This is a genomic window from Miltoncostaea oceani (assembly GCF_018141545.1).
GTDB lineage: Bacteria > Actinomycetota > Thermoleophilia > Miltoncostaeales > Miltoncostaeaceae > Miltoncostaea > Miltoncostaea oceani.
This window is the reverse complement of the sequence record NZ_CP064356.1, coordinates 2,223,668-2,238,821: the sequence shown is the minus strand read 5'-3', so window position 1 is coordinate 2,238,821 and position 15,154 is coordinate 2,223,668. Positions and strand designations below refer to the sequence as shown.

Annotated in this window: 13 protein-coding genes, 1 tRNA gene and 1 pseudogene; 8 read left to right on the top strand and 7 right to left on the bottom strand. The window is 75.4% G+C overall.

All coding sequences use genetic code 11. The features are described from left to right. The first annotated feature begins 9 nt into the window (after positions 1-9). The 8 genes and pseudogenes from proB to IU369_RS11400 all read left to right on the top strand — a co-directional run bounded on the left by proB (position 10) and on the right by IU369_RS11400 (position 6,446). Positions 10-1,146, top strand: coding sequence for a glutamate 5-kinase (proB, locus tag IU369_RS11435; RefSeq protein WP_217921112.1), 1,137 nt, complete (start codon positions 10-12; stop codon positions 1,144-1,146). Positions 1,147-1,156: 10 nt separating this feature from the next. After that, on the top strand, positions 1,157-2,410 hold the full coding sequence (locus IU369_RS11430) for a glutamate-5-semialdehyde dehydrogenase (RefSeq protein ID WP_217921111.1): 1,254 nt from the start codon (positions 1,157-1,159) through the stop codon (positions 2,408-2,410). A 13-nt stretch (positions 2,411-2,423) separates the two neighbouring features. After that, positions 2,424-3,053: pseudogene (nadD, locus tag IU369_RS11425) on the top strand (nicotinate-nucleotide adenylyltransferase); the annotation flags it as partial. Then, entirely contained in the window at positions 3,008-3,391 is a 384-nt protein-coding gene (gene rsfS / locus IU369_RS11420; protein WP_281426241.1) for a ribosome silencing factor, read from the top strand. The pseudogene nadD and the gene rsfS, both read left to right, overlap by 46 nt. A gap of 60 nt (positions 3,392-3,451) precedes the next feature. Continuing rightward, positions 3,452-3,524, top strand: a tRNA-Ala gene (locus tag IU369_RS11415). Between the two features lie 84 nt (positions 3,525-3,608). After that, complete coding sequence (locus IU369_RS11410; protein ID WP_217921108.1) at positions 3,609-4,499, top strand: glycosyltransferase family 2 protein; 891 nt, start codon at positions 3,609-3,611, stop codon at positions 4,497-4,499. Positions 4,500-4,600: 101 nt separating this feature from the next. Then, positions 4,601-5,734, top strand: coding sequence for a glycoside hydrolase family 26 protein (locus IU369_RS11405; protein WP_217921107.1), 1,134 nt, complete (start codon positions 4,601-4,603; stop codon positions 5,732-5,734). Positions 5,735-5,780: 46 nt separating this feature from the next. After that, on the top strand, positions 5,781-6,446 hold the full coding sequence (locus tag IU369_RS11400; protein ID WP_217921106.1) for a DUF1361 domain-containing protein: 666 nt from the start codon (positions 5,781-5,783) through the stop codon (positions 6,444-6,446). A 17-nt stretch (positions 6,447-6,463) separates the two neighbouring features. Here IU369_RS11400 and IU369_RS11395 read toward each other — a convergent pair whose 3' ends face one another. Genes IU369_RS11395 through IU369_RS11365 form a run of 7 tightly spaced genes read right to left on the bottom strand, consistent with a single transcriptional unit; the run spans position 6,464 to position 15,151 of the window. Continuing rightward, positions 6,464-7,516 carry a glycosyltransferase gene (locus tag IU369_RS11395; protein WP_281426178.1) on the bottom strand — a complete coding sequence of 351 codons (1,053 nt, stop codon included), beginning with the start codon at positions 7,514-7,516 and terminating at the stop codon, positions 6,464-6,466. Continuing rightward, positions 7,513-8,865 carry an oligosaccharide flippase family protein gene (locus tag IU369_RS11390; RefSeq protein ID WP_217921104.1) on the bottom strand — a complete coding sequence of 451 codons (1,353 nt, stop codon included), beginning with the start codon at positions 8,863-8,865 and terminating at the stop codon, positions 7,513-7,515. Before IU369_RS11390 ends, IU369_RS11395 begins: the two co-directional genes overlap by 4 nt. Then, the gene (locus tag IU369_RS11385; RefSeq protein ID WP_217921103.1) at positions 8,862-9,923 is read right to left on the bottom strand and encodes a glycosyltransferase family 4 protein; all 1,062 of its coding nucleotides are present in this window, start codon (positions 9,921-9,923) and stop codon (positions 8,862-8,864) included. Before IU369_RS11385 ends, IU369_RS11390 begins: the two co-directional genes overlap by 4 nt. After that, on the bottom strand, positions 9,920-10,789 hold the full coding sequence (locus IU369_RS11380; protein ID WP_217921102.1) for a glycosyltransferase family 2 protein: 870 nt from the start codon (positions 10,787-10,789) through the stop codon (positions 9,920-9,922). The genes IU369_RS11385 and IU369_RS11380 overlap by 4 nt, the downstream gene beginning before the upstream one ends. After that, positions 10,786-11,748, bottom strand: a complete 963-nt coding sequence (locus IU369_RS11375; RefSeq protein ID WP_217921101.1) for a glycosyltransferase family 2 protein — start codon at positions 11,746-11,748, stop codon at positions 10,786-10,788. Before IU369_RS11375 ends, IU369_RS11380 begins: the two co-directional genes overlap by 4 nt. Beyond that, positions 11,745-14,078: a hypothetical protein gene (locus tag IU369_RS11370; RefSeq protein ID WP_217921100.1), complete on the bottom strand. Its 2,334-nt coding sequence runs from the start codon at positions 14,076-14,078 to the stop codon at positions 11,745-11,747. The genes IU369_RS11375 and IU369_RS11370 overlap by 4 nt, the downstream gene beginning before the upstream one ends. After that, positions 14,075-15,151: a glycosyltransferase family 2 protein gene (locus IU369_RS11365; protein ID WP_217921099.1), complete on the bottom strand. Its 1,077-nt coding sequence runs from the start codon at positions 15,149-15,151 to the stop codon at positions 14,075-14,077. Before IU369_RS11365 ends, IU369_RS11370 begins: the two co-directional genes overlap by 4 nt. Between the last annotated feature and the right edge of the window lie 3 nt (positions 15,152-15,154).

Sequence of the window (15,154 nt, the reverse complement as noted above, 5' to 3'; positions counted from 1 at the left end):
GGCGCGCACGTGGCCGTCATCGTCGTGAAGCTCGGCTCGTCGACCCTCGTCGACGCAGCGGGGGAGCTGCGCCACGAGGTGCTGGAGGCGCGGGTGCGCGACCTGGTCCGGGTGCGTCGCCAGGGGCACCACCCCGTGCTCGTGACGAGCGGCGCCATCGCCTGCGGCCTCGGGCGGCTCGGGATGCGCGAGCGGCCGACCGCCCTCCCCGACCTGCAGGCCGCCTCCGCGGTCGGCCAGGGCGTCCTCTTCCAGCGGTACGCCGAGGCGTTCGCGCCGCACGGCGTGGTCCCGGCGCAGGTGCTGCTGACCTCCGGGGACCTCGCGGCGCGGTCGTCGTACCTCAACGCCCGCACCACCCTTCGCCGGCTCACCGAGCTCGGTGCGATCCCGATCATCAACGAGAACGACACCACCGCCACCGACGAGCTCACCTTCGGCGACAACGACGTCCTCGCCGCCCAGGTGGCGCTGCTGATCGGCGCGACCTGGCTGCTGCTGCTCACCGACCGGGACGGGCTCTACGTCGCGGGCCCCGACGGCCCGGAGTTGCTCGGCGACGTGCCGGCGGGGACGCCCCCGGACACCGTCCCGCTCGCGACGATGCCCGGCTCCGGGCGGGGACGCGGGGGGATCGCGAGCAAGGTGGCGGCGGCGAGCATGGCGACCGGGGGAGGGGTGACCTGCGTCATCGCCTCCGGCAGCGCCGACGGCGTCATCCCCTCCGTCTCGTCCGGCCACCACGTCGGCACCCGCTTCGGCCCGGCGTCGCGGCCCGAGGCGGCGTTCAAGCTCTGGCTCCGCCACGCGAAGCCGACCCTCGGGCGGATCGTGGTCGACGACGGGGCGGCCCGCGCCCTGCGCGAGCGCGGCACGTCCCTGCTGGCCGTCGGCGTGGTCGCGAGCGAGGGCGCGTTCCAGGCGGGTGACGCGGTCGAGGTCGTCGGCTCGGACGGGAGCGGGGTCGTCGGGAAGGGGATCTCGGCGATGTCGGCCGACGAGGTCCGCCTCGTCGCCGGCCTCAAGACCGAGGACGTCCGCCAGCGGGTCCCCGAGGCCGCGCCGCAGGTGATCCACCGCGACGAGTTCGTGCTCGCCGCCGACCCCCGCTCCGCCGCGGGCCCGGCCGCGGGCGGCGTGGTTTGATGGACGGATCGTGAACGGCCTCCGACGAGTCGTCGCCGACGTGCGTGCCGCGAGCCGGGTCCTCGCGCGCCTGCCCGGGCACCACCGCGACGCCGTGCTCCTCGAGATGGCGGAGGCCCTGGAGCGGCGCTCCGGGGAGATCCTGCGCGACAACCGGCTCGACGTGGAGGCCGCGAAGCGGGCGCGCACCGCACCCGCCCTCATCGACCGGCTCCTCCTCGACGAGGACCGCGTCGCCGACATGGCGGCGGGGCTCCGGGCGGTCGCGGCGCTGCCGGATCCCGTCGGCGTGGTCGACGGCGGCCGGCGGCTGCCGAACGGCCTCGAGATCGTGCGCCGCCGTGTCCCCCTCGGCGTGGTCGCGGTCATCTACGAGGGCCGGCCGAACGTCACCGCCGACGCCGTGGGGCTGTGCCTGAAGAGCGGCAACGCGGTGATCCTGCGGGGCAGCCGCCTCGCGATGCGCTCGAACCAGATCATCGCCGAGGTCCTGACGGGCGCCCTGATCGAGGCCGACGCCCCCCGCTGGTCGGTGGCCCTGCTCGGGTCCGACCGCGACGAGATGCGCGAGCTGGTGCAGATGGAGGGCGACGTCGACCTCGTCATCCCCCGCGGCGGCGAGGAGCTGAAGGCGTTCCTGCGGGAGCACACCCGGGTCCCCGTCATCTACGCGGCGTCGGGCAACAACCACGTCTACGTCCACGCCGACGCCGACCCCGCGATGGCGGTGAAGATCGCCGTCAACGCGAAGGTGCAGCGGCCCGGGGTCTGCAACGCCGCGGAGACGCTGCTCGTGCACCGCGACGCCGCCCCCGCGGTGCTGCCGCTCGCGGCGGAGCGGCTGATGGGGAGCGGGGTGGAGCTCCGGGTCGACCGGGCGGGGCTCGACCTGCTGGGCGACGCCGCCGGGGGGCTGGCCGAGGCCACCGAGGCCGACTACGCGACGGAGTTCCTCGACCTCGTCCTCGCGGTGCGGGTCGTGGCGTCGCTGGAGGAGGCGGTGGATCACATCGCCCGGTTCGGCTCGGGGCACTCCGAGGCGATCGTGACCGACTCCCTGGAGGCCGCCGGCGAGTTCCAGGCGTCCGTCGACGCCGCCGTCGTCTACGTGAACGCGTCGACGCGCTTCACCGACGGGGGGGAGTTCGGGATGGGCGCCGAGATCGGCATCTCCACCCAGAAGCTGCACGCCCGCGGGCCGATCGGCCTGTCGGAGCTGACCAGCTACACGTACCTCGTCACCGGTCACGGCCACCTCCGCTGAGCCGCGCGCGGTCGGGGTGCTCGGGGGCACCTTCGACCCACCCCACATCGGGCACCTGGTCGTCGCCTGCGAGGCCCTCTGGCAGCTCCGGCTCGACGAGGTGCGGCTCGTGCCCGCCCACCGCCCGCCCCACAAGCCGGGCGTCGCGATCGCACCGGCCGAGCAGCGGGCCGCGTGGCTGGAGGAGGCCGTCGCGGGCCGCCCGGGGCTGGTGGTGTCGCGTGTCGAGCTGGAGCGCCCGGGACCGAGCTACACCGCCGACACCCTCGAGGCGATGGCCGCCGCCGAGCCGGGTGTCCGCCTGTGGTTCGTGCTGGGGGCGGACCAGCTCGAGGGGTTCCCGGGCTGGCACGACCCGGAGCGCATCCTGCGCCTCGCCCGCCTCGCGGTGGTCGGGCGCGGCGGCGTCGGCGCGGACGCCCTCGCCGCCCTCGCCGACCGGGTCGCCCCGGGCCGGGCGGACCTGCTCGACGTCCCGCCGATCGGCGTGTCGGCGAGCATGATCCGCGCCCGGATGGCCGCGGGCGTCCCCGTCGGGCACCTGCTGCCCGGTCCCGTCGAGAGGGCTCTCGTCCGGGACGGTCTGGTACCCTCGCCATCCGTAGAGCCGCGAAAGGAACCCCCGCGACCCCGCTCGAGCTGACCCTCGCCGCCGCCGCCCTGGCCGAGTCCAAGAACGCCAGGGACATCGTGATCCTCGACATGTCGGGGCTCGTGTCGTACACGGACTACATCGTCGTGTGCACCGGTCAGACACCGCGTCAGACCAAGGCGATCGCCGAGGAGCTGCGGATCCGGATGAAGGCCGACCACGGCGTCGTCCCCCGCACCGTCGAGGGCGCGCGCGAGGGCGAGTGGATCCTCGTCGACCTCCTCGACTGCGTCGTGCACGTGTTCACGCCGGAGTCGCGCGACTTCTACCGCCTCGACCGCCTCTGGAAGGAGGCCCCCCGCCAGGAGTACGTGGCCGCGGCCTCGTAGTCCGCGCGGTGCCGGGCGTTTTGCGAGCGGGGGAGAGGCTCCTTATACTCCGCTCGTCCCGGGGGATTAGCTCAGCTGGGAGAGCGCTACGCTGGCAGCGTAGAGGTCACCGGTTCGATCCCGGTATCCTCCACTTCACGAAGGCCCCGTCACCGCGGGGCCTTCGTCGTTCCGCCCCGCGATCCGCGCCGGGGCCGAGACGGAGGGGACGTCGCCCGTGACCGACGTGATGCCGCTCGAACACGTCCGCCTCGTCGTCGTGATGCCGATCGGCCCGGGTGAGGACCCGTCGGACACGCTCGAGAGCGTCCGGGCGTACACGGATCCCTCCCGCGCCGTCGTGCTCGTCGACGACACGGGGTCGGACGCCCTCGCGGCATCGGTCGCCGGCGACCCCGACGTCCACGTCGTGCCGGCCCCCGCGGGGGCGTCCGGCGGGTGGGGTGGCCTGTGGGTGAAGATCGCAGCGGGGCACTCCCACGCCTGCGCCCACTGGCGGTTCGACCTGCTGCTGCGCATGGACACCGACGCCCTGCTCATCGGTGCGGGCATCGAGGACGCCGCGCTCCGCCGCTTCGCGGAGGAGCCGGGCCTCGGACTGCTCGGCGCGTACCGCACCGGCCCGGACGGAAGCCCCCGGGACTTCGCGCCGGCCGCCGCGACGCTGCGGGCCGAGACCGGCTGGCGCGGCTGGCGCCACCCGCGGCTGCGCGCCCGGCTCCGCGGCCTGCTTGACCGCGCGACGGCGAACGGCTACCGGCACGGGGAGCACGCCCTCGGCGGCGCCTACCTCCAGACGGGGGCGGCCGTGCGGTCGCTCGCGTCGCGCGGGCTGCTCGACATGCCCGAGATGGCGGACTCCCACCTGGGGGAGGACCAGGTGTTCGCCCTCCTCACCGTCGCCGCGGGGTTCGGGATCGGCGACTTCAGCCGCCCCGGCGACCCGATGGCCGTGCGGTGGCGCGGGCTGCCGGCGTCCCCCGAGGACCTCCTCGCGGGACCCGCCCTCATCACGCACTCGGTGCGCTTCCACGGCGACCGCGACGAGGACGAGATCCGCGCGGTCTTCGCCGCGGCCCGGCGCGCCGGGGCCCCCGCCGGAGGTTGAGGGGGACCCGCCCGGCTCACCCCGGGCGGGGGACCGTCGATAGACCTGGTGGGGCGGGCCGGGACGGCTGCGCCCGCCATCCGACACGGAGGTCCCCACCGGTGCCGCTCGCCCCCCGGGCAACGCTCCGCCGCGCGTCCGCATGGATCGTCGTGGCGACCGCATGCCTCGCGGCGACGGCGACCGCGGCGGTCGTGGCGACGGAGCCCGGCGCGGCGGAGGCCGCCCCCGCGGCGTCGGTCGCCCGCGCCGTGAAGCCCGGCCCCGCACCCGCCCCCGCCACGGGCGACGCGAAGACCGCCTGCATCTACAGCCACAACAGCATGCGCGAGATGCGGGCCATCGGCCGCCGCATCGGCGTGCCCTTCCGGTGCGCGTCGATCTACAACAACGTGGCGACGTGGGAGGACTGGACCGACCCGTGGTTCCTCGACCACCCCGACCCCGACTACGGCTGGGCGGCGTGGGTGCGGGCCGACCCGCAGGCCCGCCGCATGGTGATCGGCCAGTCGATGATCCCGACGCAGGGGATGCCGGCCGACTGGCGCCGCCGCGGCGCGTCGGGCGCCTACGACCGCCACATCCGCGCCCTCGGCCGCAACCTCGTCCGCGCCGGGCTCGGCCGGTCCGTCATCCGCCTGGGCTACGAGGCCAACGGCGACTGGAACGCGGACCACGTGGGACGCACCGACGCCGACTTCGCCCACTGGAGGGCGTACTGGGCGCGGTTCGCGCGCGTCCTCACGTCGGTCCCGGGCGCCCGCTTCACGCTCGACTGGAACCTCAACTCCGCCTACCGGGACATCCCGCTGGAGAAGATCTACCCCGGTGACCGCGTGGTCGACGTGATCGGCATCGACGTCTACGACTCCGCCGGCCCGCCGCTGCCGGCCCCGGGTCCGGCGCGGTGGAACGCGATCATCTCCCAGCCCGGCGGCCTCTCCGAGATCCTGGCGTTCGCGCGGCGGCACGGGAAGCCGATCAGCCTGCCGGAGTGGGGCCTCATCTCGGCGCGCCACAAGGGCGGGGGCGACAACCCCGTCTTCGTCGCCGCCATCGCCGCCCTGGTGCGCAACAACCGCGTCGCCTACCAGTCGTACTTCAACAACGACCAGCTCGTCGGCTGCCTCGAGATCCAGAAGAACCGGAGGGGCCTCTCCACCTACGCCCGCCACTTCGGGCGGGCGGCGGCCTCCGACGCCGCCCGCGGCCTGCCGAGCGCCCGGCGCTCCTGAGCCCGGCGGGTCGCCCGTCCCCGGCGCCCTGTGCTTGCATGACCGGATGACGGACCGCATCCGCAGACTCCGGCGACCGGTCCCGGCGGCGCTCACGGCGTCGGCGGTGTCGCTCGGCCTCCTTGGCGCGTGGTTGTGGGACGACCCCGGCTCGTCGCTGATCTGGATGGCCTGGAACCTGTTCCTCGCCGCGATACCGGTCGGTCTCGCCTGGGTGATCCTGCGCGGCGCGCGCGGCCGCGCGCCCGCCGCGGTGCTGGCCGTCGCCGGGGTCGCGTGGCTGCTCTTCCTGCCGAACGCCCCGTACATGGTCACCGACCTGATCCACCTCGACGACGGCTACGGCGGGTCCGGCACCCTGCTCCTCGCCGTGCTGGTGTCGTTCGCCGTGACGGGGCTCCTGCTCTTCGTCGTCGCGGTCTCGGCGGTGCAGGAGGCCGTCCGGCTGCGCCTCGGGGGCCGGTCGGTGCGGCTGGTGCTGCCGCTCTGCGTCTGGCTGTCCGCGGTCGGGATCTACCTGGGGCGGGTGCTGCGCTGGAACAGCTGGGACGTGCTCGGCGACCCCGCCGGGATGGTCACCGAGCTCGCCGGCCACCTCAGCGAGCCGCGGAGCCTCGCGATCGCCGTCGGCTTCACCCTCGTCGTCGGGGTGGGGCTCCACCTCGCGTACGCCGCGGTGCGCCGCGCGGGCGCGGCCTCCACCGGGGCCTGATCCCCCCGGGACCGTCGTCAGGTGGGGGCCGGCTCCGACCGTGAGAGCCCCCGGACGCCCACGTCGACGGCGTCCTTCGCGAGCGCCAGGGGCCCGAAGCCGCCCCGCGTCCGGGGGGCGTACACGCCGGCGCGCAGGCCACCCGCCAGGCGTCGCACCCGTCGCGTCGCGCGGCGGGGCTCGTACGACGCGGCCCGCAGGTCGCAGCGCCCGGCGAGGCGCGTGAAGTAGTCCGCGGCGCCGGGCGCGACGCCGTCGAGGCCGGCGACGTGGTCGCCGTACCCGCGGGCGATGACGGCGAGGCGGCGGAACTGGGCCCCGCCGACGGCCATCGCCGCGCGCACCGACGCGGCGCCGTGGACGGTCGGGGCGCCCGCCGCGTTGCCGCCGTGCTGGCGGTACCGGGCGAGGGGGTCGGCGACCGCGACCCGCGACGCCCCCGCGAACGCGCGGAGGGAGACGGCGTGGTCGTGGTTGACGGGCCGGCCGGTCTGGTGGGAGGTCGGCCGGTCCCCCCAGCGGATCCCGTCGAGGAGCTCCCGCCGGAAGACGGACGCGAAGCCGGAGGGGACGTCCCACGGGTCGCCCTCGAGCGGTCCGAGGACGACGTCGCGCCGGTGGTCGGGGAAGCGGCGCCCGGTCGGCCGGAGGGCGTCGTCGACGACCACCGCCGAGTGGCACGCGAACGCCGCCCCGCTGCGCCGGAGGGCCTCCTCGCACCGCGCGAGCTTCGCCGGCTCCCAGACGTCGTCCTGGTCGGCCCAGGCGATCAGCTCGCACCCGCCGGCGCGCGCGGCGGCGCTCCAGAAGTTGTCGGCGAGGCCGGTGCGCGGACCGTCGACGAGGCGCACCGGGAACGGCGCCGTGCGGGCGAACCGCGCGACGACGTCGACGGTGTCGTCGGTCGATCCGTCGTCGGAGACGACCAGCAGGTCGGGCGGCCGCGTCTGCGCGGCGATGCTCGCGAGCTGCTCCCCGATCCAGCGGCCGCCGTCGTAGGTCGCCATCACCACGGCGAGCGTGTCGGGCGCCGTGGGCGAGGGGCGCGGTACGCGGGGTTCTGCCGTCATCCCCGCCCCGGCCCGTAGGACTCCGCCTCCGCCGCGGCGCCCGCCAGAGCGAGCGACGCCCGAGAGCCCGGGGACCGCCAGACGCCCGTGACGCGCAGCGCCACGAGCCCGAGCGCGACCGAAGCGGCCTGGGCGACCACCCACGCCGCGCCGGCGGCGGCGAGCCCGTGGGGCAGCGCGAGGCCGACGAGCCCGAGCACGAGGAGCGCGTTGGCCACGTTCATCGCGATGTACGCGCCCATGCGGTCCCGCGCCGCGAGGATGGCGTCGATCAGGTACGTGCACCCCGTCGCGAGGGCTCCGAGGCCGAGGAGCTGCAGGCACGTCGTCGCCCCGTCCGCGTATCCGGGGCCGAAGATCCTCAGCACGAACGGCGCGCCCAGGACGAGGATCAGGACCGCGGGGAGCAGCAGCGAGTAGACGTGCCGGACGGCCTTCGACACGACGACCCGCAGCGCCCGGTCGCCGCGGCTCACCTCGGCCATCAGGACCTGCGCGGTCGTCGAGGGGACGAAGTTGAGGAAGCTGGCGAGCATGAACGCGATCGTGAAGTACGCGGTTTCCTCGGGCCCCAGGAGGGTCAGGACCATGAGGGGCACGATGGTGGCGGGCAGGATGCCGACGACGGTGCCGAGGTAGCTGCTCCCCGAGAAGGACAGATACCGTCGGAGGTCGCGTCGCGGGGGCGCGATCCCGCCGCCCGAGCGCACACGGCGGAACAGCGCGACGCCGCCGAGGAACGCGGCCAGTCCGGCCCCGATCCCGTAGGCGGTGACCAGCCCCACCATCCCGAGCACACCGCTCGCCGCGAGCGCCCCGAGGACGCCGAGCTTGGCGATGCTCCCCGCGAGGTTCTTGGTGAGGATCTGTCGCGTGGACCGCAGCGCGATCAGCCCTCCGTCGATGACGGCACCGACCGCTGCCAGCATCGCGAGGACCGCGACCAGGATGCGATGGTCCGCCTGCGCCAGGTCCAGCTCGCCAGGCAGGTGACCGCCGAGGAACAGCACGACGATCAGGCAGAGGGCGCCGCCCGCGGTGGTCGACGCGACGACGGCGACCGTGGCGAGTTGCCGGGCGCTCGGCGCGAGCGCGAGATGGCGCATCAGCGTGTTCGGCAGACCGAGGGCCCCCACCGCGCCGAGCAACCCGACCCCGGCGGTGATGCCCGCGAAGGCGCCCACGGCATCCGTCGGATAGAGCCGTGCGGCGACGGCCCAGAAGGCGAAGCCGAAGCCCGACAGCAGCGCGGTGTTGAGGAGGAGGAGCGTCGAGCCGCGGTAGAGGGCGTCCTCGGTGATGCGCCGGACGATCGAGTGACCGGCGACGCGACCCCGGAGGCCCCTCATCGCGCGTCCATGGCGCGTCGCATGCCGTCGATCGTCTGCTCGGCGATCTCGGCCCAGGACGGCGGAGTGTACGCGCGGGCGGCGGCACACCTGCGCTGCCGGTCGTCGTCGTCCATGGCGGCGACGTCCCTGATGGTCGTCGCGAGGGCCTGCGGGGTCCCGTCGTAGCGGATGGTCGCGTCGGACGGCAGTTCGCGCAGGGCGGGGAGGTCCGGGACGATCACCGGGCGCCCGTGGTCCAGGGCGTGGATCGCGCTGCTGCTCGTGGTCACGCGGCGGAAGGGGAGTACGACGGCATCCGTGTCGGCGAGAAGGCCGGCGAGGTCCCCGTCCGGCACGTGCCCGAGCGACAGCTTCACGGGATGGCGAGCCCGGGATGCGCGTTCGGTCAGGGTCCGTCGGAGGGTCGGGTCATCGCAGGCGCCCACGACGTCCACCGCCACGCGCGTGTCGTCCGGGACCCCGTCCAGTGCCGTCAGGAGGTCCTCGACGCCCTTGTACGGGGCGACCCGACCGAAGAAGAGCAGTCGAGTCGTGCCGTCAGCAGTGCGCGGCGCGGGCGCCGCGTCCGACGCCGACCGTCCGACGGGCACCACGATCGCTCTGTCGGGACGGATGCCGATCTCCTCGAGAGCCTCGAGGGTCGCCGTGGAGTGCGCGATGACGAGGTCGGAAGCCCCGACCAGCGCGCGCCGCGCGGCGACGTCGTCGTGGAAGATGCGGTCGTGGGGTAGCGCGTTGTGCGCCGTCCAGACAAGGGTCATGCCGAAGGCGCGCGGCAGGCGCAGCCAGAGCCCGAAGAACGCCTGGGCGACCCTGCGCATGACAGGCGCGCGCCCCGCCCCGGGGAGGGCGAACTCGAAGACCCAATGGAGGTGCACGACGCGCCAGCCGAACGCGCGGCGCACCGCCATCTCGAGGGGCAGGAGCAGCACGTTGAGGGTGCGTGAGCGCGTCAGTTCCCCCAGGTACGCCACGGGTATCCCTAGACGGCGGATCTCCCCGTACAGGGCCTCCTGATAGGGGTTCGCGTTCCGTGGCAGCGCGAGGATCCTCACCGGCGCACGACCTCCCGGAGGACGCCGGCACCGAATGCCAGGTGGTCGGCGAGGACCCGGACGGGCCCGTCGGCGCGGTTGCGCCACGCCGGGATCAGCAGCAGGGCGGGGTAGAGGCGGTACCTCAGGGTGAGGGGGAGGCCCAGCAGGAACACCGGGTACACGAGCACCATGGGGTCGCTGCGCAGCGCGCCCGCCAGGCGCGACCGGTGCTTGCGGTACAGACGCGCCCGCGCCCGGCCGTAGCGGTATCCGCGGCGCACCTGGCGCGACACGTCCCCCCAGTCGTGGCTGACGACGGCCCCCGGTACCGCGCGGATGCGGTACCCGGCGTCCACGAGCCGCCACGAGAAGTCGATGTCGGAGCCGTACTGGAACGCCTCGTCGAAGCCGCCGACCGCGTCGAAGGCGGCGCGCGTGAACGCCATCGTGATCGTGGGGCACTCCGGCAGGTACTCCTCCGTGGCGCCCTCGCGCACGTGACGGTCGTAGATGCCACGGCCGTCGGCGGTCAGGGCGACCCCGGCGGCGACCGACTCGCCCGCGTCGAGGGGGGCGACGAGGGCGGCGAGCCAGCCGTCGGCGGGGTCGCAGCCGGCGTCGGTGAACACGATCACGTCGCCCCGGGCCGCGGCGACGCCCGCGTTGCGCTGGTGCGGGATCGAGACGGCCACCCCCGCCGGGCGGGTGAACGCGATCCACCTCACGGCGGGGTGGCGATCGCGGATGTCGTCGAGCCGCCCCTCGGAGGCGTCGACGACGACGGTCTCGGCGGGACGTCCCAGGGCGGCGGCCTGCTCCTGCACCGCGCCGAGGGTCGCGTCGAGGCCGCGCTCGTCCTTGCTGATGACGACGATCGAGATCACCGCCCACCCCCCGTCCCGGCGAGCCCGCGCAGGCGGCCCGCGTAGTAGCCGGCGATCAGGGCGCCGTTGCAGGCCCACGCCGCGGCGCTGCGGGCCGGCGTGGCGCGCACGTCGAACCGGGTCCACAGGTGGGCCCCCGCGGTGACGGCGACGTAGGCGAGCGGCAGGACCGGCGCGGTGCGCGCCGGGACCCGGCCGGTGACGGCGAGCCCGGCCGCGGCGAGCACCGCCGCGACGGCGCCGGCGAAGGCCACGTCGGGTGTCCGCAGGCGCCGCTGCTCCCGCAGTTGCGCGCTCGCGCCGACGCCGCTCTCGAACAGCCACCGCACCGAGCGGACGAACCCCTTCGCCTCCCGGTGGTCCACGAGCAGGTCCGGCAGGGTCGTCGCGCGCATCCCCGCGGCCCCCATGCGGTGCACGATGTCGACGTCCTCGCCGCTCCGCTTGCGGGCGGCGAACTGGACGCGCTCGAAGACCGACCGGCGGAACAGGCCGTTGTTGCCCGTGACGGCCGCCGTCGGGGCGACGGGGCGCGGGCGCAGGCGGAACCGGTTCGACAGGTACGTGACGTCGCCGTCGGGGACCGCGACGCCGCCGCACGCGTCGGCCCCGTCGCCGAGGCAGGCGAGCGTGGTCCCGAGCCAGTGGGGCGGCAGCACGATGTCGGCGTCGACGAACGCCACGTAGTCGCCGCGGGAGGCCTCCACGCCCGCCCGCCGTGCGGCGCCGCGGCCCCCGTTGACGGGCATCTCCACGAGGCGGGCCCGCGGCTCGCGGCCGGCGAAGTCCCGCGCGACCGCGCGGGTGGCGTCCGTCGATGCGTCGTCGACGACGATGAACTCGGCGTCGCAGCCGGCCGCCTGGGCGCGCAGCGACTCCAGGCAGTCGGCGATGTTCGCCTCCTCGTTGTAGGCGATCACGACGAACGAGACGGTCGGTGGTGCGGCGGTCGTGCTCATCGGTGGAACACCTCCGAGGATCCGTTGGCGTAGACCGTGTTCCAGTGGTCGCCGATGAACCGGTCCGGGAACCGGTAGGTCGTGAAGCGGTTGCCGTTCGCGGCGCGGGCGCGGCCCTCGACGGTGTTGACGGACGTCGCGTAGATCCACGCGTGCTGGTCGAGCGTCGCGGGCGTGATGTCGAGGAACAGGCCGTCGGTCGGCACGCGCTCCGAGATCAGCCGGAGCTGGCCGTAGCGGTCGGTGTAGACCGGGCCGCCGCGGTAGCGGGCGGCGCGCAGCCACTGGGCCGAGGCGAGCTCGGGTCCGCTGACGTAGTAGCGCTCAACGTCCTCGCCGTGGTCGGCGAGGTTGAAGGTCGGGCGGTCGAGCACGACGCCGGCGAGGCCGGACGTGCTCACCGCGACCACGCCGAGGGCGAGCGTCACGGCGCCGACGACGACGGGTCCGAGGCGACCGGTCCGCCGCCACGCCCAGTGGGCCGTCCACGCGAGACCGAGGGAGAGCGGCACGAGCGCCTGGATCAGGGCCCGGTCCTGGTTGTAGCTCTCCGAGACGGTCCCGCTGAGCCGCACGAGCGCGAGGGCCGCGACGACGCCGAGGCCGAGCAGCGCGACGGCGCGCAGCGCCGGCGGGGTGCGGCGGCGGACCGCCAGGGCGAGGGCCCCGAGGACGGCGAGGACGTTGGCGAGCTGCAGCACCACGAGCTGCGCCCGGTCGAGCGCCGTGCGGGCCGCGGGGGAGCGCTCGGGCCCCTGGGCGGCCGTCGCCTCCTGCAGCGCGTACCGGGGGTCCCCGGCGTCGGGGAGGGGGACGACGAACGGGCGGTTCTTCGCGTAGTCGTCCCGGGCGATGCGCTCGTACTCGGCGGGCGTCGCGGACGTCGGGACGTTGCCCGTGAGGTAGGACTGGAGGATGCCCTCGCCCTCCCCGCGATTCGGGAGGAGCTGCAGGCCGTCGGCGCGGACGCTGTCGGTGAAGCGGGTGACGTTCCCGGCCGAGTCGGTCATCAGCGGCCCGTACCAGAGGGCCGCGCCGGCGGCGGTCACCAGCAGCGCGGCGACGACGCCGCCCGCCATCCGGGGACGCCGCACGGCGCCGACGAGCAGCTGCAGCACGACCGCGGCGGCGAGCAGGATGATCGCGAGGTAGGTCGTCGAGTAGTGGGAGACGACGAGGGTCAGCCCCAGCACGGCCACGAGGGCCGCCCGCGGTCCGCGGGGGAGCCGCCGGTCGACGGCCGCCGCGACGAGCACGGCGAACACGACGAGGCCGATCTCCTGGCGGGCGACGGCGGGGAGCTGCTGGGCGAAGTTCGCCTGGACGATCACGAACGCCGCCGCCGCGAGCGCGAAGCGCGCGGGCAGGTGCCGCCGGGCCAGCAGGAACACGGCGACGGGGAAGAGGGCGAAGACCACGGGGTAGACGGCCTTCAGGAGGACGAGGGTCGAGATCCCCGTGAGGGCCTGCAGGACCGCCGGCAGGATCGTGAGGCTGAGCATCGCGCCGTACGCGTCGCCGGGGTGCGCGAGCGACCAGGAGCCGGTCTCGGCCGTGAGGTCGGCGATCGGGAGCTCACCGGAGATGTCGAACCCGAAGACGGTCCCGCTGCGCAGCGAGAACGACCAGGCGAGGGCGAGCCCGACCGAGAAGACGATGAACGCCAGGCGGCGGGTGTCGAGCCGCGGGGCGGCGACGACCGCGGCGAGCAACACGACGACGGCTGCCGCGACGGCGACGATGGCGACCGCCGCCCCGTCGCCGTTGGTGAGGCGGGCGGCGCCCGCCGCCGCGGCGAGCGGCAGCAGCAGCGGCACCAGGTCCCCGGCGCGCGGCAGCGGCATCCGCGACGGCCCGGTGGAGGGGGCGGGCGTGTGGAGGGCGGACGCGAGCAGCAGAAGGACGCCGACGACCTCGACGGCGATCAGCACGGGGAGCGTGCGCAGCGGGGTGCCGGCCCCGAGCGCGGGTCCGGCGAAGTTCACCGCGGCGCCCGCCCCCATGAGCACGGCGAGGGACGCGGCGGGAACGTAGACGGGTGTCGCCGCGACGGCCCGCCGCGGCACCCCGATGGCGCGCAGCAGGACCACGCCGGGGACGACGAGCAGCAGGCCGAGCAGCAGGAGCTGGGCGGGCCACAGCTCGCGTGCCGGCACGAGCGCGGCGATCGCGACGAGCCCGGCGGCGGGGGCCGCCAGCGCCCGGGCACGGCCGCCGGACCGCACGGCGGCCGGCGCGGGCGGCGGGGGCGGGGCGAGCGGCGGCGCGCCGGGGTACGGGACGATGCCGGCCGGCGCGCGCGGCGGCGGGGGGATGCGGGTCGTCGTCACGCCGTCGCCTCCACGGCGGGCGCCCGGGCACCCGTCGTCGCGGTCTCGTCGGCGGGCTCCAGGTCGCGGTGCTGCCAGAGCCCCTCGACGACGCCGACGTTGGCGCACAGTTCCTGCACCAGCTGGACGTACGCGTCGAGCACCAGGGCGGGCCGGCCCGCGCGGATCGCGCTCGCGATCCCGGACGGGAACGCGAGGGCGGGGGCGGCGAGCGCGAGCGGGGCGAGGCGCGGACGGCGGACGGCGACGGCGGCCAGCGCCGCGACGAGCACGGGGACCGGGTAGATCGTCGGGTTCACCGACGGCCAGCGGCGGCTGAACCGTGCGGTGCCGCGCCCGTAGGAGCGGCTGCGCCGGAGCGTGTCGCGCATCGAGGGGCGGAAGTGGTGGACGACCCGGGCCCGGGCGTCGAGCACGAAGCGCACGTCGGGCCGCTGCATGCGCATCCGGTGGCAGAGCTCGGTCTCCTCGGCGCCGAACGCGAAGCGCTCGTCGAAGAGCCCCGCCCGCTCGATCGCGTCACGGCGGAACGACATGCTCGCCCCGACGGGGCTGAAGATCTCGCGCCGCTCCGGCAGGCGGCGACGCACCCACTGACGGGTCAGGTACAGCCGCAGGCGGTAGGAGAGGGCGGCGCTCCGCGCGAGCTCGATCTCCAGGGGCTCCAGCGGGTTGTGCCGGCGCAGGTAGGCGCGCGTGAAGTCGTCGCCCGGGCCGGGCGTGACGCTGCCGCCGACGCCGTCGACGCCCTCGCCGTGGGCGTCGAGTAGCCGCTCGGCCCACTGGGTGTCGGCCTCGCAGTCGTCGTCGATGAAGGCGACGATCGGCGCGGTCGACGCGCGGACGCCGGAGTTGCGCGCCGCGGCGAGGCCGCGGTTCGTGGCGTGGCGGATCACCCGCGCGCCGTGGGCGGCGGCCACCGCGGCCGTGTCGTCGGTCGAGCCGTCGTCGACGACGACCACCTCGAGGCGGGACGCGACGGTCTGCGCGGCGATCGTCGCGAGGGCGCGGCCGATGCCGTCGCCGCCGTTGCGCGAGCAGATAATCACGGACATCTCGGGGGTGCGGGACACGGT